Source organism: Neobacillus endophyticus (assembly GCF_013248975.1).
GTDB classification, from domain to species: domain Bacteria; phylum Bacillota; class Bacilli; order Bacillales; family Cytobacillaceae; genus Neobacillus; species Neobacillus endophyticus.
This window is the reverse complement of the sequence record NZ_JABRWH010000001.1, coordinates 2,917,128-2,939,892: the sequence shown is the minus strand read 5'-3', so window position 1 is coordinate 2,939,892 and position 22,765 is coordinate 2,917,128. Positions and strand designations below refer to the sequence as shown.

At 34.4% G+C, this 22,765-nt stretch carries 31 protein-coding genes and 1 pseudogene; 9 read left to right on the top strand and 23 right to left on the bottom strand.

Annotated features, from left to right (window positions below; all coding sequences use genetic code 11):
• The first annotated feature begins 130 nt into the window (after positions 1-130).
• Both HPT25_RS14495 and HPT25_RS14490 read left to right on the top strand, forming a co-directional pair.
• Entirely contained in the window at positions 131-529 is a 399-nt protein-coding gene (locus HPT25_RS14495; protein ID WP_173065422.1) for a hypothetical protein, read from the top strand.
• Between the two features lie 156 nt (positions 530-685).
• Positions 686-1,360, top strand: coding sequence for a VanZ family protein (locus HPT25_RS14490; protein ID WP_173065420.1), 675 nt, complete (start codon positions 686-688; stop codon positions 1,358-1,360).
• A 430-nt stretch (positions 1,361-1,790) separates the two neighbouring features.
• On the opposite strand, the gene HPT25_RS14485 is transcribed toward HPT25_RS14490, so the two are convergent.
• From HPT25_RS14485 to HPT25_RS14475, 3 genes are all read right to left on the bottom strand, one after another.
• Positions 1,791-2,777, bottom strand: a complete 987-nt coding sequence (locus tag HPT25_RS14485; RefSeq protein ID WP_173065417.1) for a hypothetical protein — start codon at positions 2,775-2,777, stop codon at positions 1,791-1,793.
• A gap of 58 nt (positions 2,778-2,835) precedes the next feature.
• Positions 2,836-3,288 (bottom strand): helix-turn-helix domain-containing protein, encoded by a 453-nt coding sequence (locus HPT25_RS14480; RefSeq protein ID WP_173065414.1) that lies wholly within the window; start codon positions 3,286-3,288, stop codon positions 2,836-2,838.
• A 245-nt stretch (positions 3,289-3,533) separates the two neighbouring features.
• On the bottom strand, positions 3,534-4,391 hold the full coding sequence (locus tag HPT25_RS14475) for a hypothetical protein (protein WP_173065411.1): 858 nt from the start codon (positions 4,389-4,391) through the stop codon (positions 3,534-3,536).
• Between the two features lie 349 nt (positions 4,392-4,740).
• Between HPT25_RS14475 and HPT25_RS14470 the strand changes: the two genes are divergently transcribed.
• The 3 genes from HPT25_RS14470 to HPT25_RS14460 all read left to right on the top strand — a co-directional run bounded on the left by HPT25_RS14470 (position 4,741) and on the right by HPT25_RS14460 (position 7,130).
• Complete coding sequence (locus HPT25_RS14470) at positions 4,741-5,307, top strand: sigma-70 family RNA polymerase sigma factor (RefSeq protein ID WP_173065408.1); 567 nt, start codon at positions 4,741-4,743, stop codon at positions 5,305-5,307.
• Complete coding sequence (locus HPT25_RS14465) at positions 5,304-6,449, top strand: DUF4179 domain-containing protein (protein WP_173065405.1); 1,146 nt, start codon at positions 5,304-5,306, stop codon at positions 6,447-6,449. Before HPT25_RS14470 ends, HPT25_RS14465 begins: the two co-directional genes overlap by 4 nt.
• Before the next feature lie 177 nt (positions 6,450-6,626).
• Positions 6,627-7,130: a hypothetical protein gene (locus tag HPT25_RS14460; protein ID WP_173065402.1), complete on the top strand. Its 504-nt coding sequence runs from the start codon at positions 6,627-6,629 to the stop codon at positions 7,128-7,130.
• Between the two features lie 160 nt (positions 7,131-7,290).
• On the opposite strand, the gene HPT25_RS14455 is transcribed toward HPT25_RS14460, so the two are convergent.
• The 17 genes and pseudogenes from HPT25_RS14455 to HPT25_RS14380 form a co-directional block, all read right to left on the bottom strand.
• Positions 7,291-8,340 carry a DUF1835 domain-containing protein gene (locus HPT25_RS14455; protein WP_246277192.1) on the bottom strand — a complete coding sequence of 350 codons (1,050 nt, stop codon included), beginning with the start codon at positions 8,338-8,340 and terminating at the stop codon, positions 7,291-7,293.
• A 327-nt stretch (positions 8,341-8,667) separates the two neighbouring features.
• Positions 8,668-8,934, bottom strand: coding sequence for a hypothetical protein (locus HPT25_RS14450; RefSeq protein ID WP_173065399.1), 267 nt, complete (start codon positions 8,932-8,934; stop codon positions 8,668-8,670).
• Positions 8,935-9,210: 276 nt separating this feature from the next.
• A complete protein-coding gene (locus HPT25_RS14445) occupies positions 9,211-9,381 on the bottom strand; it encodes a hypothetical protein (protein ID WP_173065396.1) in 171 nt (56 codons plus the stop codon).
• 46 nt (positions 9,382-9,427) lie between these two features.
• Positions 9,428-9,691 carry a hypothetical protein gene (locus tag HPT25_RS14440; protein ID WP_173065394.1) on the bottom strand — a complete coding sequence of 88 codons (264 nt, stop codon included), beginning with the start codon at positions 9,689-9,691 and terminating at the stop codon, positions 9,428-9,430.
• Positions 9,684-10,136, bottom strand: a complete 453-nt coding sequence (locus HPT25_RS14435) for a hypothetical protein (protein WP_173065391.1) — start codon at positions 10,134-10,136, stop codon at positions 9,684-9,686. Before HPT25_RS14435 ends, HPT25_RS14440 begins: the two co-directional genes overlap by 8 nt.
• A gap of 7 nt (positions 10,137-10,143) precedes the next feature.
• Positions 10,144-10,527, bottom strand: coding sequence for a hypothetical protein (locus tag HPT25_RS14430; protein WP_173065388.1), 384 nt, complete (start codon positions 10,525-10,527; stop codon positions 10,144-10,146).
• Entirely contained in the window at positions 10,524-10,892 is a 369-nt protein-coding gene (locus HPT25_RS14425) for a hypothetical protein (RefSeq protein WP_173065385.1), read from the bottom strand. The genes HPT25_RS14430 and HPT25_RS14425 overlap by 4 nt, the downstream gene beginning before the upstream one ends.
• Positions 10,893-10,987: 95 nt before the next feature.
• Positions 10,988-11,575: a hypothetical protein gene (locus HPT25_RS14420; protein WP_173065383.1), complete on the bottom strand. Its 588-nt coding sequence runs from the start codon at positions 11,573-11,575 to the stop codon at positions 10,988-10,990.
• Positions 11,576-11,701: 126 nt separating this feature from the next.
• Positions 11,702-12,079, bottom strand: a complete 378-nt coding sequence (locus HPT25_RS14415) for a hypothetical protein (RefSeq protein ID WP_173065380.1) — start codon at positions 12,077-12,079, stop codon at positions 11,702-11,704.
• Positions 12,080-12,087: 8 nt separating this feature from the next.
• A complete protein-coding gene (locus tag HPT25_RS14410; RefSeq protein WP_173065377.1) occupies positions 12,088-12,300 on the bottom strand; it encodes a hypothetical protein in 213 nt (70 codons plus the stop codon).
• Positions 12,301-12,518: 218 nt separating this feature from the next.
• On the bottom strand, positions 12,519-12,641 hold the full coding sequence (locus HPT25_RS29065) for a hypothetical protein (protein WP_281368196.1): 123 nt from the start codon (positions 12,639-12,641) through the stop codon (positions 12,519-12,521).
• Positions 12,642-12,939: 298 nt separating this feature from the next.
• Positions 12,940-13,992 (bottom strand): tyrosine-type recombinase/integrase, encoded by a 1,053-nt coding sequence (locus tag HPT25_RS14405; RefSeq protein WP_173065374.1) that lies wholly within the window; start codon positions 13,990-13,992, stop codon positions 12,940-12,942.
• A 690-nt stretch (positions 13,993-14,682) separates the two neighbouring features.
• Positions 14,683-15,402: a hypothetical protein gene (locus HPT25_RS14400; protein ID WP_173065371.1), complete on the bottom strand. Its 720-nt coding sequence runs from the start codon at positions 15,400-15,402 to the stop codon at positions 14,683-14,685.
• A gap of 5 nt (positions 15,403-15,407) precedes the next feature.
• Positions 15,408-15,854: a protein-export chaperone SecB gene (locus HPT25_RS14395; protein ID WP_173065368.1), complete on the bottom strand. Its 447-nt coding sequence runs from the start codon at positions 15,852-15,854 to the stop codon at positions 15,408-15,410.
• Entirely contained in the window at positions 15,820-16,557 is a 738-nt protein-coding gene (locus tag HPT25_RS14390; protein ID WP_173065365.1) for a hypothetical protein, read from the bottom strand. The genes HPT25_RS14395 and HPT25_RS14390 overlap by 35 nt, the downstream gene beginning before the upstream one ends.
• Positions 16,558-17,004: 447 nt before the next feature.
• Positions 17,005-17,169 (bottom strand): hypothetical protein, encoded by a 165-nt coding sequence (locus tag HPT25_RS14385; protein ID WP_217269714.1) that lies wholly within the window; start codon positions 17,167-17,169, stop codon positions 17,005-17,007.
• A gap of 251 nt (positions 17,170-17,420) precedes the next feature.
• Positions 17,421-17,786: pseudogene (locus HPT25_RS14380) on the bottom strand (type I restriction endonuclease subunit R, EcoR124 family); the annotation flags it as partial.
• A 458-nt stretch (positions 17,787-18,244) separates the two neighbouring features.
• Between HPT25_RS14380 and HPT25_RS14375 the strand changes: the two are divergent.
• Positions 18,245-18,592 carry a hypothetical protein gene (locus HPT25_RS14375; protein WP_173065362.1) on the top strand — a complete coding sequence of 116 codons (348 nt, stop codon included), beginning with the start codon at positions 18,245-18,247 and terminating at the stop codon, positions 18,590-18,592.
• 61 nt (positions 18,593-18,653) lie between these two features.
• Here the strand turns inward: HPT25_RS14375 and HPT25_RS14370 are convergent, their stop codons facing one another.
• From HPT25_RS14370 to istA, 3 genes are read right to left on the bottom strand one after another with little or no spacing between them, the layout of a single operon-like run.
• The gene (locus tag HPT25_RS14370) at positions 18,654-18,857 is read right to left on the bottom strand and encodes a hypothetical protein (RefSeq protein WP_173065358.1); all 204 of its coding nucleotides are present in this window, start codon (positions 18,855-18,857) and stop codon (positions 18,654-18,656) included.
• 3 nt (positions 18,858-18,860) lie between these two features.
• Positions 18,861-19,616 (bottom strand): IS21-like element helper ATPase IstB, encoded by a 756-nt coding sequence (gene istB, locus HPT25_RS14365; RefSeq protein ID WP_173065356.1) that lies wholly within the window; start codon positions 19,614-19,616, stop codon positions 18,861-18,863.
• Entirely contained in the window at positions 19,610-21,163 is a 1,554-nt protein-coding gene (gene istA / locus HPT25_RS14360; RefSeq protein WP_173065353.1) for an IS21 family transposase, read from the bottom strand. The genes istB and istA overlap by 7 nt, the downstream gene beginning before the upstream one ends.
• Before the next feature lie 175 nt (positions 21,164-21,338).
• Here istA and HPT25_RS29460 point away from each other — a divergent pair, with 175 nt between their 5' ends.
• The 3 genes from HPT25_RS29460 (at position 21,339) to HPT25_RS14345 (ending at position 22,498) form a co-directional block, all read left to right on the top strand.
• Entirely contained in the window at positions 21,339-21,845 is a 507-nt protein-coding gene (locus tag HPT25_RS29460) for a rolling circle replication-associated protein (protein ID WP_446685735.1), read from the top strand.
• On the top strand, positions 21,829-22,023 hold the full coding sequence (locus tag HPT25_RS14350; protein WP_173065348.1) for a helix-turn-helix domain-containing protein: 195 nt from the start codon (positions 21,829-21,831) through the stop codon (positions 22,021-22,023). The genes HPT25_RS29460 and HPT25_RS14350 overlap by 17 nt, the downstream gene beginning before the upstream one ends.
• Before the next feature lie 163 nt (positions 22,024-22,186).
• Positions 22,187-22,498: a hypothetical protein gene (locus tag HPT25_RS14345; protein ID WP_173065345.1), complete on the top strand. Its 312-nt coding sequence runs from the start codon at positions 22,187-22,189 to the stop codon at positions 22,496-22,498.
• Positions 22,499-22,765: the final 267 nt, after the last annotated feature.

Below are 22,765 nucleotides of genomic sequence, written 5' to 3'. Positions count from 1 at the left end.
CGACGGGGGCATTCCTTCAAAAAGGGATGCTTTTTTTCTTATTGAAGTAACGAAGAAGTTTACTTTAATAAATTATAACAAGTTGTTGAAGAATAAAGAATAATGTAAATATGAGGTGAATTGAATTTTAATGATTAAACAATATCTAATCTTATTGGGGTTTATATTATTTGCTTTTACTCCTTTACAGACTGTTAAAGCAGAATCTGTTTCAAATAATGAAGAACAGTATTTCACCACCGAGGATATTGTTAGGGAAATTCTATCTCCAATTATTGATAAAAGGCTGATAAAAGAGTATGGGTACGATGCTTCTATCTGGGTATGGCAACGGATTGTCGGTATAACCTATAACCACAATCATTCTTATGTTGTTGCGGTAAGAGTATATATCCCTTTCAATGACAAAGAAGATTTAGTTAAGTTAAGAATTTCCCTATCCTGTGATAGTGAAAAAAATAATGAACTGAAATGTAATCGTGGATTAAACATAGATATTGTGGAATACAAACATTTATCCCATTTATAAATTTTACTAATCAACTTAAGAGGGCGTTAATCTAAAGAATTAACGCTTTTTTTGTTGCAGTTATTAAGCCAAGTGGCAGGTCAACCATTGAAACTTATACTAATATATGGAATAATTGTGATAAATTTATAAACAGTTGAGGTAAAAAGAGAAAATATGAAGAAATACATATTATTAGGGGTTCCGCTTATCTTTTACGGACAAAGTCTTTTAATTTATTTTAGTAATGTGCATCAATTCTTGCTTATCATTTTGCAAGTTTTGCTGAATATTGCTATTATCACAGGTTGTATGATTTTCCTATTAAAACGTACAAGGTTACAAAATGTATTTGATTGGATTATTGGTATATGTTTTTCAGTGTATTTTTGCATACTATACCATAATACGGTTGAATTTTTATTTATATTTGATTATGTACATTTCACTTTAAATAACTTAAGAAGCACTATCCACTTCTCTGTGAATTTAATACCCATCAAAGGGATTCTTGATGTACTACATAATAATCCTTCTCCACTATTCCAAATCGCTGGAAATGCTTTTATGCTTACCCCATTTGCATTTGCTCTGCTTTATTTCAAATGGGCAAAGAAGAATAAACAAGCTATTTGGTTTTCCTTCTTATGTACAGTTGGAATTGAACTTGTACAGTTCTTACAAAGCATTTTAAGCTCGATGTTTGAGATAGGTATGGGAAGAAGTACGGATATTGATGATGTCATTTTAAATACATTTGGGGCTGTTGTTGGCGTTGGCTGTTATTATCTTTGGGTAAAAATCAAACAATTAGTTAATCAAAAGATAAAAAACTCTGGCGTAACTTTTTAATAGATTGCCCCTGGGAACGATAATAAAGAGAGCAACTAAGACTGCTAAACAATTTGAAAGTCTCTTTAAATAGGTGGAACATTTATCTCTTTTAAAAGTATTAAATTAAAATGCGGTTAATTATGCAAATGGAATGGCATAAAACTTGAAATAAGAAGGGTGTTAAGTATGGATAGAATTCAGAATAAACAAGATAAAAATGCTGTACCATTAGTTGTTTACGGCTTCCTTGGTGCTTCCATTGGTGCTGTTATAGGTTTACTAACGTATGTAAAAGGTTGGTTATAAATTCATAGCTTTAAAATGGAATGAAGATTGAACTAACAGAGTAAGTTAGCAGACAAGACCACCGAAATAACGATTTTTCCCCTTAAATGAATACATCCTATTTATAAAGGCACTGGAGGTTATCCAATGCCTTTATAATTTTTTATATACCTTGTTTGTGATATTGCCACATTTCCATTTTATCTTGATAGAAATAATAGGTGTAATTTGAGAAGGCAATAATCATCTTCTCAAAAATATCTACCAATTTATTAACCGTTTCCTCAATATTTTCTGAGGGCTTAATCGAAACTGATATACAGTTATCCTTAAATCGAACTGCTCCATCGAATCTTTCTTGAATACTCCTTTCTTTTTCCTTGATAGAATCATATATTTTTCTGTTTTTATCACCGAATCTCAACTCTACAAAAGCGACATTTCTTCTGTCACTTAAAGACACATAATAATTGCAATCACTGCGGCCTGCTCCGAAACTGATAATACGTAATTTTTGTAAATGTGCCTTCTCTCGATGAAAAGGAAGGAAGTATTTGATACGACTTCTCAGTACCTTTAACAAAAATTCATTTTCTTTTTTCCTAATAGTTTCAAGCTCAGTAATCTTTTCCCGTTGTGGTTGCTCTAATCTTTTAGGGACACATGATTGAATAATACTCGCCTTTCTTAAAAGTCGAATAGGATTCTCTATTTTTAACAAGTATAGATTTTCGTAAACATTTAGCTTGTGCATTTGGTTCAACCTTTGTAGAGGTGCAAATATATTGGGATTTAACTCTACAAAGTAAAGAGCAATCGGTTTCCCTGACTTCATGACTGCATCTTGTAACTCTCTTATGTGTTTATCATGGAAAGTTAAAGCGATATAAACGATTACCCCACTTCCTATCATTTCAATGATTTTTAATATCTTTTTTTGATGTATTTTATTACTCTTAAGCAACAAATTTTCCACAAAAATTTCTACTCCTAAATTGGATTCACATGCATATAAATCAATTTTCATACCTGGATAATGTTTCTCATACTGTACATTTTCTAATTCAAAGCCCAGCTCCTTTTCAAGAATTCGCTCCTTACCTAACGATAATGTCACTAAAAACTCCTTTTCGCTCCCATTAAAGCTCATAATCCTACTTCCTCCTGTTAAAAATAGGAGACCCAAAAGAGTCCCCCTGTTCCGAATTCTATTTACTTACCTCTTTAAAGTCCTCAATCAGTTCTGAAAGGTCAAATAACTGCTTAATTTTATTATTCTCATCCCAACTCATTTCAAATAAAAACTCGATAATTTGGATTAAAGATTCCTTCTCGCCTTTACTTAAAAGATGGTCAACATCCCTTTTACAATCATTGTATAGAATTTGCTCAACCAATAAGGGAGCTTCATCCAAAGTATTTTCAGTCGTTGATACGTCTATTAGTAGTGAAAGTGGAATACCAAGTCCATCTGCGATTGTAGATAATATCGGAATGGATGGAGCTTTCCTATCTCCCCGCTCTAATCTTGAGATGTAGCTGTTTGATACTCCAGTACGCTCAAATAGTTCCTGAAGGCTCATATTTTTTTTTTCGCGCCAATATTTAAGCGTTGCCCCTAAATTATTACTTACCGCCCTGTCTTTTATATTTTTATCCATATGCAATTCTCCTCCTGTTCAATTTGGGGTCTAATCATTTGATTAGAGCATCCTGTTTTTATAGGTTTTCTAAATAGAAACCCTTGTTTTTCTGAACCTTATATTATAGATAAGGAAGTTTGATTTATAACTGATAGAAAGGGAATATTACATCGTTCAGAACGTAGACACAAAAAAAGACACCTTACCACTGGTGGGAATAGTGTCTGTTAAATCTTAAAATTATCTATTCTTAAAAATGTCTTTCACTCATTAATTTGGTATTCTTCCAAATACTCATTCTCAGTATAAATTCTCAAAATATCGGAAACTCGTACATAATCCTCATTTTTCAAATAAGAATAACAATCTTCTAAATTATTGTAAAAAAGGGCATTGTTAATTCTTTTTAATGATTGATTTATAAGCCATTTTATTTTCCTTATATTAATTTCATTTTCATCTAAATAATTGATTTCATCCTTATCAATATCAAAAGTCCAATCAGCGAATTGTGAGAGTGATGCCTTATATTTAATAACATAACAACATATATCCTTTACCCATTCATATTCAATATTTGGATGTCTTAAAAATTCAGCCAAATTATATAGAAACTCAGGTCTCCTTCTAATCCCTCCGCCATATTTAAGCACATTGTCAGAATAAAAGAATGAATTTAGTTGGAAGTCTCTATATAATTTGTAGATAATCCAATCAATCGGTTCATGTATGCCATTATATTCTTTGCTAATATCAAATACCTTATCGCGAAATTGAATTTGCTTCTTATCAATTTCTATGAAAACATCAAAGTCCTCCAAATAACTCCTTAAAGGTGTGTCATTTATGAGGGCTTGTTGCAAATTTAAAAGTCCATACCTCTTTACGGACGAACAATTATCCTTATCTGTAGTGACATGCAATGAAGTTAGACAAATCTCATAATCCAAGAGAGAATCTTCACTTAATCCTAACAAACTTAAAAATCCCTCTACATCATAATCATCTTTATGACTTGCACAGTATTTTGTAATTTGTCGTTCATCCAAACCCAATAATTTGCTCATTGAGCCGATTGTATCTTGATGTGTAGTCATATCATAAATAAATTGCTCCCCCATAAGACCTCTCCAAATTAAGATTTTATATAATTAGCATAGCATAGAACAATAAATTATCATCAAATTCCCAACTATTTGCTTTTCCCTCCCCTTCTTGACATTCCTGGCCTTCTCTCATAACTCCGTTAAAGCCTTTATCCATCACATAAATATCTTGTTCATTTTACGTAATAACAAAATAAAAGATATGATTATTTTACCAATCAATAATCACCAAAGGATTTCTTTATTTCTTTCTATGATAGACTAATAAAATTGAAAAATTTTCTTGTATTGCGAGAAAAATCCTTTTTCAATACGTTGTATAAGGTGTAAAAGCCTTTTACAAAAAAATAAGGAGAATGGCTACATGACGTCAAATGATGCAAATTTTATACAACGATTAAAACGACAAAAGGAAGACGCATTAGAATTTATAGTTGATAAATATTTACCAATAATCAAGGGGATTACATTTAAAGTCCTCACCCCTCTTGAAAACCAAGGTGTCATTGAGGAATGTATCAATGATATTTTTCTTTCTATCTGGAATAATGCGGATAAGTTTCATGGAGCTTCAAATGATTTCAAGAAATGGGTTTGTACAATAGCTAAATTTAAATCTATTGATTATTACAGGAAGGTGACTAAGAAGGTAGAACTCGCCTCTAATGATATGGATTTGAATGTAGAAAAATCGGCAGAAGATGAACTCATTATTCTGGAAGACAGAGCCGAACTAATCAGATTAATTAATCATTTAGAACCAATTGACCGAGATATTTTTATCATGAGGTTCTTCTTAGGATTAAATACTGTAGAAATTGCATTAAAACTCGGCTTAACTAAAGCCTCCGTAGATAATCGGATTTATAGAGGAAAAATGAAACTTAATAAAAGAGCTACCAGCCTAAAGTTAAAGGAGAATAGCATATGAAGGACATTTATGAACTACTAAACCATATCAACATAGATGCGGATGAATTTGAAGAAATAGAAGTTAGTGAACTCGAAAAAGCTAAAGTAAAGGCCTCACTAAAAAATTCAATAAAACAAAAAGGAAAATTGAAGAGTTGGAAAAGGAATGTTGCAGTAGCATCCGTTTTAGTCGGCTTATCCGCTACAACATTTGGATTAACATTTCCAACTTATGCTAAAAACATCCCTGTTATTGAGAATATTTTTCGATATTTCGATAATGAAACAAATGATAACTCAATCCAAGGTAATGTTTCTAAGGATACAGAAAAAGGATTGTATTACCACTACAAGCAATTCTCAAAAGAAATCAATCTTACACAGGAAAGTAACGGAATCAAAATATCCCTTAATGATGCGGTCTTTGATGGGAAAACAGTTACATTGACTTATTCAATTGAAAGTAAACAAGATTTAGGTGAACACGCTGGAATTTCTATGCCTAATATAGAAGGGATACATGCACTTGGTGGAACGGGTAGAATTACAAAAATTGATACAGATAAATATGTAGGTATAATAACGGTTAGTAATCTGGAGGATAAAACATTAGATATCGCTAACATAAAATGGAATATTGACGAATTGCAGAACCCTGATAATCACACAGAGATAAAAGGAAATTGGAATTTTAATTTTAGCCTAAATGCTATTAAGAGTACAATGCAATTAAGTGACCGCAGTTCAAAACAAAATGGTGTAAAAGTAAAGATAGACAAATTATCTGTCACCCCAATGTCCTTTATTGTTTATTACGACCAAATAGTTTCACATGAGGTAAGAAACACATGGGATGGGGTCGATGTTGAATTAGAGATTAAAGATGACTTAGGGAATATCTACTCTGGTCAAGAAAATGGAGGAACAGGGAAAGATTCTTATAATATGAGTTGGAGTAAAACTTTCGGGAAATTAAACCCAAAAGCAACGAAACTTATTGTAACTCCACATATTACCTTAAGAGATAACAATTCCCATAATTTTGGGTCTGTAGAAATATCAAATGATGGAAAAGAAAAGGCAATGAAACTACCAGAGAAGTCAGGGAAAGGAAAAGAAGAATTTGTATTAAAAGATATTGTAATTGAACTGAAGAAATAACATAGTGAACTAAACGGGCTGTCCATTTTATATAGGACAGTCCTCTTTTTAATGTGCTTAGCTCTACTAAAGAATGATTTTGATTTTTTTGTTAAACTAACGCACCTCTACTAAAAAAAGGATATCTGTAATGGACTGGGGCAAAATACTCCTAAATACATTTTAGGGTGATGAGGAATGAATAAAAGGGTTTCCTTTATATTACTTATGTTCAGTGTTATTATTTGCGGAACAAATAATGTAACTGTATTTGCCGATTCAAAAGGAGGAAAGCCTCCAAAAAGAGTTTGTATTGTTGAATTTGAAAGGCAACGAAATGAATTTGATAACATCGTTTTAAAAGATATTGTTAAGAGCTATAATCTTGATTTATCAGAATATCAAGAAGTTACAAATGATGACTTAAATTTAAAAGTCGGGGATAACCTTAATGACCATTCTGATAAAATTTCCTTACAACATTTATTTGTAGGTCAAAGTATTGGAACAATGAGATTGTTCTTAAAGAATGGTTTAGCAGGTTCACAGGGATATTTTCTTTATAAAAGAATTGATGGAAACAACGTTATAAAGATTTTGCATAAAAAGGGTGAAGTTTGGGTTGTAATGTCAGTCCATGAAATTAAAGGAGTTAAACTTAAACTAAAGCCCATTGATTGGGATAAATGCACTGAGAATTAACAAATACATTAATAATACATAAAGCAGTATCTCCTTTTTTTGAGGGATTGGCTATTTCAAATAAAGTAAATGAAATGCTTGGATAAGCATACATCCAAGCATTTTTATTTCTATGTACTTTTTTTCGTGAGCATAAACTTCCTCAATTCCGTTCTCGAAATTACATTTTCAATCGCACACTATAAAGACGCATTGCTTCAAGACTGCCTTCCGACTCAAATACTCCTGCTTCTATCAGCTTTCTAAGTCGATATTCAAGAAACGAATCTCCTACATATTGTTCTAAATGCCCAAGAACCTCTCCGATTACCCTTGCAGATTTCATAAATTCATTTGTTTTCTTCTTTCGGAGTAGCTTCTTTGCTCTTTCTACAATCAATTCATCAAAATAGTTTTCGGGAACACCCTGTATCCTTCCATTTCGCCAAATTCTTAACGTTTCCTGACTCTCTGCGAGAGCAAGCCATTCTTTCTCTAAATCCTCTCTATCATGGCCTGTAATGACCTCTCCATCACCTTGTTCATATATGAGTTGAAGTTTTTCTGGGGGAATTTCACCTGAATGAAGCAAAGTATATTTGACTCCTTTCACATGGAACAGCTTTTCGTACCATTCTGTCGTGTTAATAATGCTGATATCAATATTTTTTTTCTTTAATAGATAAAGAACAAATCGCAATCCTGTCTGTTCATGCGCACTAAAAGAAGACCAAATAGTTACACGACCGCCGTTTGGAATAGCGTTTATTAGTTTGGTTGCCTTTTCAAAATTTCGGATATAATCGATATAGTCATCATTGTATTCTTTGCTCATACACTTCTTCATCCACTGAAATCTGGATTGCCCCCCATTTTCCTCATGCAACTGCCAAACGGGACCTATAGAGAATATGTCCCAAAATGAGATGACCTGTTCCTTTTTATCAAGTCCCATATCCCTTAAAACAATTTTTAAACAGCCTGAAGTTGATTGACCGAATAGAATATGAATCCTTTGAAAGTTCTTCTCTCCATTCATTTCTGCACGTTCCCTTGATAATTTGAAAACCGTTTTGAAAATGTTTTCCATGTCATTTATAAATTCTGCCTCTGAATATCTTGTATTTTTCAAAAGGTTGAATCTTAATAGGATATGAAACAGTAATGATTTCGCTTCCTTTTCTGGCATCTCCTTGATGAATTTTTTTAGTTCTTCTATTTCAATCTTCATAATAATACCTCCCAAAAGCTCTCCTTTTTAAGAGATTATTCCCAACAACCCTATATATTAAAGAAAACCACCCCAAGCCCTGCAAAGGCAAAAAGGGTGGTCGTTCTCATAAATGTGTCCCTTCGATGCACGAAACCCAAAGCTCCGCCATCTATATTTCACCAAATTTCTGATTGTACAGAAAGTAAATCAAAAACATTACAAGAGTTGTGTCATTTTTTTAAATCTTGCTGAAGCAAATGGAACAATTCTTCTTTAATTTCTGCAGAAGTTTTTATTTGCAGAACTATAAGAACATTGTTTTGGATTTGGAAAACTCATTTCGATTCACCATTCTAAATCATCATATTTAACTAATGTTTGAGAACAAAGAGTCACTTCAAAATTTTCAAATTCTACTACTTTCTTTTTATGCACTTCTCTAATAGAAGAAACTTTTAATATATGTGTAGAAAGCAAGTCATCTATAATGACAGGAGCACCCACTTCCAATTCTTTGTTGGAACAAAACTGGATATACTTTCCGCTCGTATCCCCTAAAAAATAATATTCAAAATTTTTCTCCATTCGTGAGGCAAAACGGTCAATTATCATGATTCTCCTCCCTATTCTTGATACATGGACATGTGGAATTTGCGATACTGAATTTTTCTACACGAAGTCCCAAGCCTTAAAGTATCTCTTATCCATCCGAAGACGGTTAAGCATTTCTGAGTATATATTCACCGAACTTGCTGTCTATTTGACCCATTTAAAAACCTTATCATAGAGGACTCTTTATCCTACATATCCTTTTAAATGAATGGTCTAATGCTACAAATATAATGAAACCCTCGAATTGAGGGCAACAGGTAGGTATTCGCAAAAAACTTATTTAGTTGACTCCCCAAGTTCCTTTCTATAAATTGTTTCAGCGACTTGATTTTGAGTAACCTGTCTTATATGGTCTAAATCAATAGGTTCAGTTACTACCAGGCGACCTATGACTTGATTTTTCAAATTCTTTTTAGCTGGCTCAATCTTGATTGTGTCCTTCTCCATTAAAATCACTCCATTTATCGTGTGATTTGTTGTTTTGCATCCCTCCTCAAATGGATGGGTAATAACCTAATAGTACGGTCGCATCCGCTACATCATTAAAAGGTAAATTCAAAACTAAAGCAATCGTGTCAGTCGTTTTTCCCTTTTTTATCATACGCTCTATATCTTCTTTGTAACGAACCAGAATAACCTCGGCAACAGATAATCCTGTCCATTGAGATACGTAATGTATTTTAAATTTAGCATCAAGCAACCGCTTGGCGATTTCTGATTGAGCATCAATATATCCCTTTTCATATTCATCATTCACATTCTCTCACCATCTTTTTTCGAACTTCTATCACAAATTCAATGGGAGCTTCTACTAATCTGGCTATATCATCTTCTTCTCTACCGTCTTTCAGCATTTGGCGAATGATTAGCCTGATTCGTGGGTCAGTATCTAATCGAGCAGTTCCAATTTCATTTATACTTAATTTGAACAATCCATCCCGAACATCAAATACAATTTCAACTGGAACCTGTAATAATCGAGCAATAGTATATTCAGATATACCTTCATTCATCATATTACGGATGATTTTCCGAATCTTTGGACTATGGTCAATTTTAATCTTCTCAACCTCTTCCAAAGGCAATTCCGTTACTTCTGAAACAAAGGTTGTTTTATGGTCATTTAGAAGTAGATTAGTAGCAATCTTTTTTTGAGCTTTTTTATAGCCAATATCCATCCATTCATCCTCATAAGATGCCATTTTTTATTCACTCCTCCTGCAAAGATTGTTTATTGTTGTTTTCGATGTACTGAACAATGAGTTTATGTGGAATGACATCAAGACTTTCCCTAACACCGAGATTGAATAAAAGTAGCTTCAAAACTCGCTTTAAATCTTCATCACAATACAGGAGCCTTCCTTTTCTCGGCATCTCCCACTTTTCTGGCAGAAAATATTGAACAGTATCGTAATCGAGTTGTTGAGGTTCGATACTTAATTCTAAATCTGGTACTTTTCTTTCCCATTCCCAATTTCCCCGATAAATTTCTCGAAGTTGTTCTTCTGTATAAGGTAGGTTTTTAATGATTTCATGTTCGCTAATTAATTTTTGTCGAAAGTATTTCTCGAATTCCAGCTCCTCTTTATTCATTTTTTCTCACTTCTCTTTCCAGTTTGATTATCAGTTCTTGTTTCTGAATCATAAGCATCGAGAATGTCAACTTTGCATAGCTTTTTTTCTAATAGGTATTCTAAAATTAATCCAGCTTCATCAAACTCAATTTTTTTGTAGCTCTCGCCTCTCCAAAAATTAATCTCTTCTGTTTCTTCCTTGCTAAAGATAACATGAACATTCTCCAGCATTTTATAATATATCTTTCCATTCATATCAAATTCCCTTTCCCACTTTTTTCCGCACTTCTTACATTCCCATTTTTTTAAATAATCATTTTTAATCCAACCGAAAAAGTCATTCTCATCTGCACCATAATACGGACACTTTTTGGGAAAACTCACCCATATTCACCTTCTTGAAACAAATCTATTAATAAATATTCTTAAAGTTTTCTTCTTCATTGAGAGGATAATTAGCATGATGAATCAACTTCGTATTAAGATAACAAATTTCTAAGTTCACTTAAGGACTCTTTTGGAAGTATGGAAACCAAATATCTTAGCCCAGTACTTTTCAAAACCCCCAAAATCACTTGTTTTTCCTGTTCCTCCGACCACATAAGTTTTCCCATTGAAATTTCAAAATGTTCTGGGAAACCTCTTAGTGTGTAATAATCAATTTCCTGCCCCTTTGCAAGAGGAATAATTTCTTCCAATTCCACCTTTTCTAAGAATCTTTCCATCTCTTCGGGTGTTAAGTCTTCTGGAAGACAATTTTTCAATTTGCAATAATCATAAAGGGAACGAACCTTTACCCGATATTTTCCATGAATGGAAAATATTCCATTATGGAATGAATCATCATCAAATTCTATGATTTCTTCACTTTTACTTTTCATAGTATTACGAACTATTAGATTCATTGTATTTTGCAAAATAGCAAGGTTAACAGTATTTGATGATTTAAAAACTATGGATATTAATTCTACATACTCCTTTAAAATTTCATCTGGCATGTACTCAAATGAATAGTGATGCTGTTTTAATATTTTCGCCATAAAAATATTTTTTTCTTCATCAGTCATCGTCATATCTCCTTACTCAAAATTGCTAATATCTCATATTTCCCAATGATATATAGTCACCTTCAAATTAGAACTAATTAAACTACCACAATAAAGGATACAAAATGTCTCTTTCAGAAATAACTTTTACCCCAGGTATAAAGTTATTTCTCCCTCTCTCTCAGCAACTTCTAAACAGCAAGATAGAAAATGAAGTAACCTCTCCTTTTCTCGGTCTGCATCAAGTTGCATTGGATGCAAACCTGAAAAGAGCAAAACCGCTGGATGCAACAGTTCTCGCTTGGCTTCACTATAAAACTCTCGATTCTCCACCTCCTTGTAGACTTGTTGTAGCGTTTGATAAGAGACACTGATTTCATCCCCTCTCCCACTAAAATCAACCCCATAGGGGTTTGCCAGACCTAATGGCACATACAAATGCTCTACATTGGGATTCCATACCTGGAATTGAAATGTTGCAAAAGCCCAATTTTCCTTATTTTTAGCTTCAATATAAAAACCCATTGTTTCTCCTACCTTTCCATTAATAATTCAGATAGTTCATTCAGTAAGGCATAATAATCTTCTTCGCTGTCAGGTTCACCAAATCCGTATTCTTTTAATTGAACAGGTGGCGTCTGTAACCATTCTCGAATGTCATTGTCTAATTCGACATCATCAATTGGGAGAACATCCGCAAATTCGGCAATTTCCGTATCCTTTTCCTGCTCATATCCTTTGCTCATTATTAACTCCTCCTTATCCCTATTCATCATCGTTCGTTAAGTAAAAATCAGACCTGTTTATTACATCCACGAAACTCATTTCAACCACATTTAAAGGTTCATAGACTTTTTCTATCGCCCGTAAATGTTTCTTATGATTGCTCGTACAATTGAAACAACCAGTTTTTCATTCATAAATGGTTCACCTCCTTTTGGTTATATTTCTTTAATCGTGCCAACTACTTAAGAAAGAAGACTTTGAAAAAGTATCCAATGACTAAAGAAACAGCATTGGCTATTGCGTCTCCAGCTACTTCAATCGAAAGATTTTTAAAAGACCTTTTCAATTTTTCAAGTACCATTCACTCACCCCCTTTCAATACTGTTTGGAAACAAACACAATTAAAAACGCCCAGTCGAGTGACTGGGCGTTAATTTATGCAATATGGAATTATAGCAATACCACTGTATTTAATCATATTGTTCCATTCCCTGTTTTTAGTAATTGTATTTTATCAAGTTCATCATAAACAATCTATTCATTAATATCAAGGCATATTTGTAAGCCTTCCCTTTCCCCTAAATCCTAAAAAAGAGAAGCTATACGTACCATATTTCGTTCTATTCATTCTCAAATTAGTTCGATATCTACTATCTATTTTATCTTAAAGACTTACGTTTTTGTTTTTTGGATATCCTACTCAATTGCCCCATTGCAGAATACTGTTTATGCTGTTCAACTAAGGATTTAGTTGATAAATGGGTATATTTAATGACCATGCGTAAATCAGAGTGGCCCAGCAACATTTGGAGGTGACGTATATCTCCACCATTTTCAAGAAACATTGTGGCACTTGTGTGCCTAAAAAGATGGGGATGAACGTTTTTCTTAATACCAGCTTCTTCAGCATACTCCTTTAATCTTTTTCCAAAATGATTTCTTTGCATCCGTTCTCCATAGTTGGTTAGAAAGACAAAGTCTGAATCAAACTCCTCATTTTCAACTATCAGTTCTTTTAATAACTGTAAGGATTGTTTCTGGATTGGTATTAGTCGAGATTTACGATTTTTTGCATTCTTCGCTTGAATTGTTATAATCTGCGAGTGAAAATCTATATCGGACACTTTTAACGCAAGTGTTTCCGATATTCTTGTCATCCCATCTATTAGGATATTCATTAACACAAAGTCCCGAAAACCACTATAATCTCTTTGATTAGGCACTCGAAGCAAAGAATTCAGTTCATCAATCGTCAGCACTTCAATTTGTTCCTCATTTTCAGTTACATTCTTAATAGAATTCATTGGATTGAAACCGATAAGACCTTCTTCTTCCAAGAACTTAAACAAAACTCGAAGAGTTTTTAATCGTGTATTAATAGTTACTGGCGATAATCCAATTATTTTAGACTTGGTTGGTTTAAATTTAGATTCCTCAAATTGAACCGCTTCTTTCATCATGTAAACGATATACTTGCGTATAACATCCGCAGTAATAACATCCGTAGTAAATCCTAATTGCTTGGCTTCCAGATACCTAATAAATGACTGATAATTGAGCTGATATTGATGTAATGTACCATAAGAACGCCCCTCTGCTTCTTTTGATTCATAAAAAATTGTGAACAAGTCATTCAGTGTGTGTGAAACTTCACTCCTGTTCGTTCTCACTTTCTTCACTTTTTTTCCTGCTCTTCTATCCCCTTTTTCCATGCATTTCTTCAGCCTCCTTTTATAAAAGAAAGGTCGAATGAAAAGTAATTTTTGAAGGAAAATTAATCGCTAATAAACCACAACCCTGAACAAAAAAGAACCGCTACCCTGCAACCAAAAATGATTGCTGTAACGGTTCTTTTTTTGAAGAAATCGCATTTTTCTCGATTTCTTTCTCGGGAACCCTTTGTTCCGAAGGGTTCTACGGGTTTGGCACCCAATGACCTGTGAGGGGCTCGAACCCCCGACCCCAACCCTGTCAAGGTTGCCTAATAAATAATTTACTGTTACCTCATGTTACCGATAATGTCCATAAATCCCTGTTTTATAAGGATTTGTGGACAGTTTTTTTATTTGTAGTAATCATAAATATTCTAGTTTGATCTTTGTTTTGTTGCCAGAAGGATGCCAAAAATAATTTTAGTATCTCCTCATTGTTTACGCGCTCCACATGACTGGACTGCTGAATGTAGAAAAACCAATCTCTAATGATGTAGCCTTGTTCACCTTTTATAACCGTTTTTTACGCTCTTTAATTTATCTAACAAAAAGGAAGAAAAACGATATAAAGTGGTTCTTAAAAGCCTGATAAAACAGGCTTTTTATTTTTAATATAAAAAATTGAATGTTATGGTAATCTATATGTTTCGTGGTCAAAATGTGGTCAAAGGTTACATACCTGTCTTTACTTTACGCAGGCATTCTTAGCCTTATTTCATCAATTCCTAGAGGCTTGTAAACCGGTCTCAAACCGAATGAATCTAGTCGCATTTGGATTGATTCGGTGCTTTCAGGGCAGACAAAGAAGATTTCATGGCTAATTTCGTGAGTCGATAATTCACTTTTTAACTTTTCCATGAATTTTACTTCCTTACACCCTATTCCTGCTGGTTGTGCTTTGCATTCGTAAAATTGTCCATGATTGCCATCCCAGTAACCAAAGTCAACTGTAGACCGCCTTCTACAATCTGAAGTAAGGTGGTCAGTACAATTGTACCTTACTTGAATTGTTTGTTGAGGCAAGTTAATATCGACCCTTGCTCCCCATCCATAGTTGCTGTGATTAAGTACGCTGGGTCCACCATTACAACCAATGATGAGCGCTTCAACCATTACTCCTCTTAAATCAGAGATTTCGTCATCATTTTGGCAGCTCAAAAATGCTCGCTTTACTATATCAATGATTTTGGTTCTGCCTTTTATTCTCCCAAAGTTTTCACTCCAACGGGTTACTTGGGTTTCAATATTATCAATTTCCCACCTTTTTGAGGTGAAAATCAATTTGCAAAAATCTCCAACATAATCCCTGCGAGCCTTAAAATGTTCAGCGAATTCCTTTGCATACTGTTCTATATGGCTAGGTATAGAAAAATCAGTCCTCTCAAAGGAAATGAGTCCCATATTCACCACAATTCCTATTCCTCAGAGTGTACCTTATTTAAATTAGCCTCTAAAGTGTCTAAAACATCTAATGTTGGTAATGTATAAATCGGTAGTGCCATTCTAGCCATTGTACTAGCAATACATTCTCTTAAATATGGAAGTAACAAGGGTACAACCTGATCATATGCATACTGTTCAAACTGTGGCTTACTTAGTTTAATCGAGGACTTACAAACGCCTTTATAAAGCACATCAAACTCAAACGGCCCTTCTTTAATTCCTACGTTTGAGTGTAAATAAATTTCAACTGTATCCTCTGATAGCATATTCACTTCTCTCTTTAAAAATATTTGTACTTGTTTTCCAGGACCTTCGAATTCCCTTTTAACACAATTCAAAGAAATTAGTTCAACTTTTCTTAATTGAACACTATTTCTAATTAATTTATAGTAATCCAATGTATTTTCTACAGTTTCCATTACATTGCCCCCTAGACAAAAATAAAGAGTCTGCAATAACCGCAGACTCTTTATAATTCGACACAGGGTTGTCAGAATCCTCCATCTTATATGAAGTTGTGACAGAAGTTTTGACTGAGAATACCTTTTTACCAAAAATAATATCGACAAAATCTTTGGCACTAGCAGAAATTATAGGGGAAGCTATGTCATCCTGCCATTTATCCCAAAATGCAAAATGCTTGGCTACTAAATCTTCAAAAACAGATGGCTGCTCCACTGTGATGGTTTCCCATTCATCCCATTCAGTTACTGCTGCAGAAACTTCATTCGCAGCTTCTATATAACCAGGAACATCATTTACTATCCCAATTAAGCTTGATCGTACATCGTCAGGATATTGGAAATCCATTTCTTCTTCAAGGATATATTTATCATATTCAAGATGTGCAATTAATTCGTCGTTATTAGGGAGGTTTGTAGAAGCAAGTTTTTCTAAATAAGGAAAACCTTTTTCATTAAGCCATTTTAAAAACAATTTTTGTCCATTATTTAAACTGCTTGAATCTACATTCTGAATCTCATGATAGCTTTTAGCATCATTTACAGAGAAATATGTCATTATGGCTTTAGCATACAATTGCAGAAGGCCATCGACACACAAATTTATGTCCAAGTTCCTATTGTAATTGCCACTGTAACCATACCATTCTCTGATATTCATAATTTGTCCTCCAAATCCAAATGTTTACTTTTGTATACTAAGGTATTTCCCTTTTTTGTTCAAGTAAAAAGATTATAATATTCTATATTAATTCCAAAAAATTCAAATTACATACATTTTTACGTCCTTTAATACCAACTTATTCTACAGAGATGAAAAAATTCCTGCTTTTGTATAAGTACTAATAATAATATATTTAGTCAACATATTTTGACAGGGATAGGGATTGAAATAATTTATTAAAAGAATAGCTGTGATTGTTCCGATACATTTACATTTTTTTATAGTTCAACCTGCAGCACCTGGTGTAATGACTGGTTTCGATGAATCAGTGCCGAAGGCGTGTCCGATAAGGGACCCCTTACTTCGCTATTTACCAGTATCCGCTCACCTGTTTCGGATTTCAGCACTCGTATGCATTGGATTTCTCCTGCTGGGGTCATTCCGCTATCCACTTTTTTCAATCCAAGGCTGATCCTCAAGCAGGTTATTTGCAAACTGACTGAATTCGATGTCGTTTTGTTCCACTTCCTTGGTGACCGTATAGGCCGAAGCGTGTAAGCCTTCAAATTTTGTCCTTTCGGTTGCATACCGCAGTTCTTCGATGTCCATCATTTTCCTTCTAAATATGCTTTCATTTCATGCACCTTCTGTACTTTTACGCAAAAGAAAAAACCACATAAACCTTGAAAGCACCGTATTTCAATGCTTATTGGCTGTGGCTGTCGTTATGCCTTGTTTTGGGATATCCCCCTGCTTAATTCTGCGATTTTTCGCCCGAAGGGGGGAGGCGGTCTTGAGATGAAAGGTTGTAAAGATTTGCCCCGCCCTTCTAATAGATATCAATTGTCACTTGGCAGACTTTAGTCAGGTGGAATATCGGATGAGCCACAGGGACCTGCTGGTTCAGCCACCATCGACAGATTGCTATGTGTATCTATGTTATTCACCACAGATTCATGCTCTTGCTCCGAAAACGAACTTGAACCACCAATGCCGAAGTACTTCTCAAAGAATTCCTTTAGCTTATCAATGACACCCTGCTTTTTCTTAGCTCTGCCGCCATCACCAAATCGAGAAACAGGAGGCATTAGCTTATCAATATCCGTCCCTGCGGTCTTAATTTCATCATCACGAAACGCATTTTCAAGGTATTTCCGAGTATCCTCTGGTTTTAACTTTTCTTCTGTGATGATTGTTTGGAGTTCTTCTTCACGCTGTTTCACAACATAATCGTGCCATTAGCTCATAACATCATCCGCATCGTTGACTCCTGCGATAAAGGTTTCAATCAGCTGTTTCGTTTAGTATAGTTGCATATCGTATTATAAATTTAAACACCAAACAAACACCAAATTTCCCTTACACTCCCCCTAAACCCAGTGCCGGCAAGCTTATGACAAACCTTTTCATATACCAATGTACTATTAAGTCACCAAAATTGGCTTAAAATTGAGAAATACAAAGGATTTGTATGATTCAGTTATGTATATTTTTCTTTTACATTCTAGCGTGCCTTTATATCATTTATATTGTTATTTAAGCATCCTTTCTTGCAAAGCATAACATAAATTAAAATAAGACTATGAAGCGCTTCAGATATACACCGGTGTAACAAATACCCACTTTCGTTAAATTAACTTGATATTTAGTGATTAATTTGACGAAAGTTTCAGGAGAATGATACATGAAAAATCAATATACAAAAGTAATCTTGAGTGGTAGATTACTGGAAGTTTCACAACAATCTACTCCTCCTCTTGTACCAAGAAAATCAGCAGGTGGTCGTAAGCCTTATGGATCAGTAGAAAAAATGAATCATGATACTAATAAAAAGGTCAGTATTAATCGTGCTCGTGCTGAGATTAAGAGGCTACTAGAATGCAATTTCCAAAATCATTATGCATTTCTAACACTCACCTTTAGACCATCCAAGGAGCATGATTACGGCCATAGGAATTTACCACCTCTGCCATCTTTTGTACCACTCTTTGACAAAGAATTTACCAGGCTTCGCCATTTCCTTTACCAATAAAAAGCTTCTCTTATTACATTGTGTATCTAGAGAAGCTTTTTTATGGTTTTAGTTCACAATGTTAACCCTTGAAGAACTCCATTATGATTTTCCTTGCTCCTTCATGGATATCTTGCTCAGTCCATTCATATGGAAATGGCTCTTCTCCATAAACTTTCAGAAGCTTTTCCACCAATTTGCTTGGGAAAGGGTTCCACTCTTTATGGCCGACCAAATAATAGTATTCTTCCATTTTGTTTAAATCTTTTTGTGTTAAAATAGCCATTTCTTAGACATTTCTTCCTAATCCATGACGTTCTCGCATGGAGATTTCACCGTCTAATAAGAATTGATAAGAATCATGGATAATACGGTCTAGAATGGCTTCCGCAATGGTGCCATTTCCTAATTTCATGTGCCATCCACTAGGATCAATTTGTGAACAGTAAATGGTGGAGGAGGATTTGTGCCGGGTTTCGGTGATCTCCAACAGGATATTTGCTTCATCCTTTGATAGTTCCGTAAGCAACCATTCATCAAGAATGAGCACATCTGTTTTTGTATATTTCTTGATCAACTTACGATAGCTGCCATCGGCAGCCAATTTTGCCAGAGACAATTCATCCAGTAATTCAGGTAATCGAATATACTTTACATTATAAAATTGACGACATGCCGATACACCAAAAGCACAAGCCATAAAGGTTTTCCCTGATCCAGTAGGTCCTTTCAATATGATATTATGATGGTCTTGGATATAAAGGCCACTGGCTAACTTCAAAATGAGTTCCTTTTTCAATTTGCGGTCCTCAAAATACTCAATATCTTCAATACATGCTTTTGAGTCCGAAAATGTGGCATTTTTAATTAATCGATTCAAATTATTGCTTTTGCGACGAGAATACTCTAAATCAATTAGCAGAGAGAAACGATCTTCGAAACTCATGGACTTGTATTCTTTATTTAGAGACTGCTCCTTGTAAGCTTCAGCCATCCCGATTAATTTCATTTCTTGTAGTTTGGATAACATTTGATCATTTAACATTTATCTTTTCCTCCATAATAAGAAGCCCCACGGGTGAAGCCATAGTTGGTGTCGGTTATTTCTGTGTTTTGCTTCAATTCTTGTTCTGCATCCTTTTTCTTGTTGTTTTTCAATATCGTCTGAATGCTTTTGACCGTCGGTCTTCTTGTCATGGAGAGCACCATTTTACATGCAAGTTCTATTTCATATTTGGTATAACGATGCTCCATTTTCTTTAAAGAAAAGATTGATTGTAATGCTTGTTTTTCAGATTGATAGGTATCTAAAAGAGATTGCACAACGCACAATGTTGAAGAACCAATGCTTTCTGCCCATTCAATCGCCACTTCAGGGGTTTGGTCCAAGAATAATTTATGATTGTCTGGCATATGTTCCCGGACAGTTGATATCTGCCCGAATCTCCCATATAATCTTTTATGTGAAGTCAACCACATATGATTGAAGTAGACGACTACCATATCACTTGAAAGCTTCACATCCACTTGCCGATTGATGTATTCGTATGGAACTGAATAAAACATGCTTTCAACGGATATGTGGTAATCCGGTCGCACTTTTGCCGTCCTCCACTCTGATATCTTATAGGGCATGTCCGGAAGAGGGGAAAGCGCATATTTCTCCTCTTCTTCAAATGCGGAATAACGGTTTCCTTTCTTTCGGGTAAAAGGACGATGATTGAATTCATCTAATTTCTTTCTTACTTCTTCATTCAACTCTTCAATACTAAAACAGTGGGTATTCCTTAATGCAGCTATGATCCATGTCGAAATATTCCCGACAGAGCCCTCGACACTTGGTTTATCTTTAGGGCTGCGTACACGTGCTGGCATGACGATTGTATTGTAATGATTGGCCATTTCCTTGTAGGTTGGATTCAATACAAGTTCCCTTGAAGTATGTTTTGTCACGCCCGTCTTCAGATTATCCGATACAACTATTTGGGTAGAACCACCGAAGTATTCATACGCTCGAATATGTGCTCCAATCCAGGCATGTAAATCCATTGAAAGGGTTGCTTCCGCATAGGAAAGTTGGCTGCACGGCAATGTCGCCACAAACACATATGCTTTCACCTTTTCCCCCGTATCCCTATCAATGATAAAGGCTGTGGATCCTGCCCAATCCACCTCTAAAATTTCCCCCGGTTTTCTCCAGATACGCATGGTAGCTTTGTATTTTTGCGCATAATTGCTATAATAGCGACTGAAACTTCGATATGAATAAGGAATTTTGTTATTCGCCCGGCTTGCCACTTCGTATTCATAGTGCAATAGGGAAAGGGTAACGTTTGGTTTGGCCAACTCTCTATGAATATATTCAAAGTCGATAGGTTGCCTTCCAGAAGCCTCAAATGACTTCTCAGGAAAAAGAAATTCCTCAATCCATTTATCATTCATTTCCTCGTCAAACGGACAAGTCAATCCCTTCTTCTTAGCCAATTCAATGACCTCTGTTACTTTCTGCCGAGAGTTGCCAGTACTAGAAGAAATCCCTCTAAGACTGATTCCCTCATCATGTAATTCCAGTATCTTACGATATTGGATCATAAAAAAACCTCCCATATAAAGTGTCATATCGCAAGATATGCTCACTAATTATACAGAAAGTAGTTACTGGTAAATAACTTGCCGATTAGTGGTAAATTCTTTGGCATTCCTTGGTACAAACAATGGCAATAGTGGTACATTTCAGTGGCAGTAATCAGAGCATGACAATACAGATATAGATGCTTGTTACAAACTGTTCTGTGACTTCAAAAAGCGGCTTAAGTATTATCTTGAAAAAAACCAGTTACCACCATTCAAATATATTGGTGTCACCGAATTTCAAGAGTCTAATAATAATTGCTCAATACATTACCATCTTGTGTGCAACCTAATTGAAATACCGCTACATGACCTGCAAACATTATGGGGTTATGGATGGGTGAACAGAAAGATCATTCACTCTGATCCAACCACTAATAAAAAAATTATCTATTATCTTAATAAAGGCATCATGGATGAAAGATTGGCTGGCAAGAAGAAATATTTAAGATCTTTTGGACTAATGAAACCTATAAGCATTATGATTGATGATTTAGAAGAATTCTATCAACATTTTGCCACTCTTAACATGGAAAAAATTGAAAGTGGTTCATATCACTCTAACTTATATGGCGAAATACAGTATCAAAATTATTATGTTGAAAATGAAAAGGAGCTATTGGATTATGTTCAAGGATTATAAGGATTATCCAGATGTGTTAAATGTATCTGATGTGCAGCAAATTTTAGGAATTGGCAGGAAACAGGCTTATGAGCTAGTTCATTCGGATAATTTCCATGTTATAACAATTGGAAAGCGTATCAAGATATCAAAAAAGGTTCTTTTTAATTGGATAGAAGGAGAACAGAATCCAGCATGAATATGACTTGTTATACTAGAAAAAGATAATACCTGTTTAGGACCTTAAATTTAATAGGTAACAAGTATTCTCGATGTTCAAAAGAATCTGGTGATTCAAAAACATTGCTGAATTACCCCATGTTTTAATTTTTTAACGCTGACAAATCTGAGGTGATAAACAAATGGAAAAGTCAATTTCAGGAATATATCTAGTAATTAACAATGACAATGGAGCTTTTAAAATAGACAAAACAAAAGAAATTAAAGCGGCTAAAGAGAAATATAGCCGACCAAATTTTACATTTCAAGTTTTGTCAGAGGTCATAAGCCAGCGAGGATATAACCTTAATGATTTACTTGAACTTGAGCTTGAACAACAACAATATGATCATATTAATAATCTTGTGTCTAGCCTAGGTCTTTCCGATATTGAACAAAAACTCATGTTGAAAGAAGAAACTGATTACCTTTGGAGCACAAGAAGATCTGTTTGATTCCTAGTAACACTAGGAATCTTTTTTCATTCAAAGAACTAAGAACAATTCGATACCACTAAGCCTAAATTTTCGACATCTGAATGCCCCTGTACTAGGCAATAATAGTGTTTTTAACTACTTCTAATTCCAATATGCTGAATTTAATCCAATATCCACCAATAGGATTTTTAGAGTATTCGTGATAAGAAGTGTGGTTCCATATCTGTAGATTACAAAGGCAACGCGGTTAATGTAGCAGGGCTATGCTTCAAATGGTAAAAATAA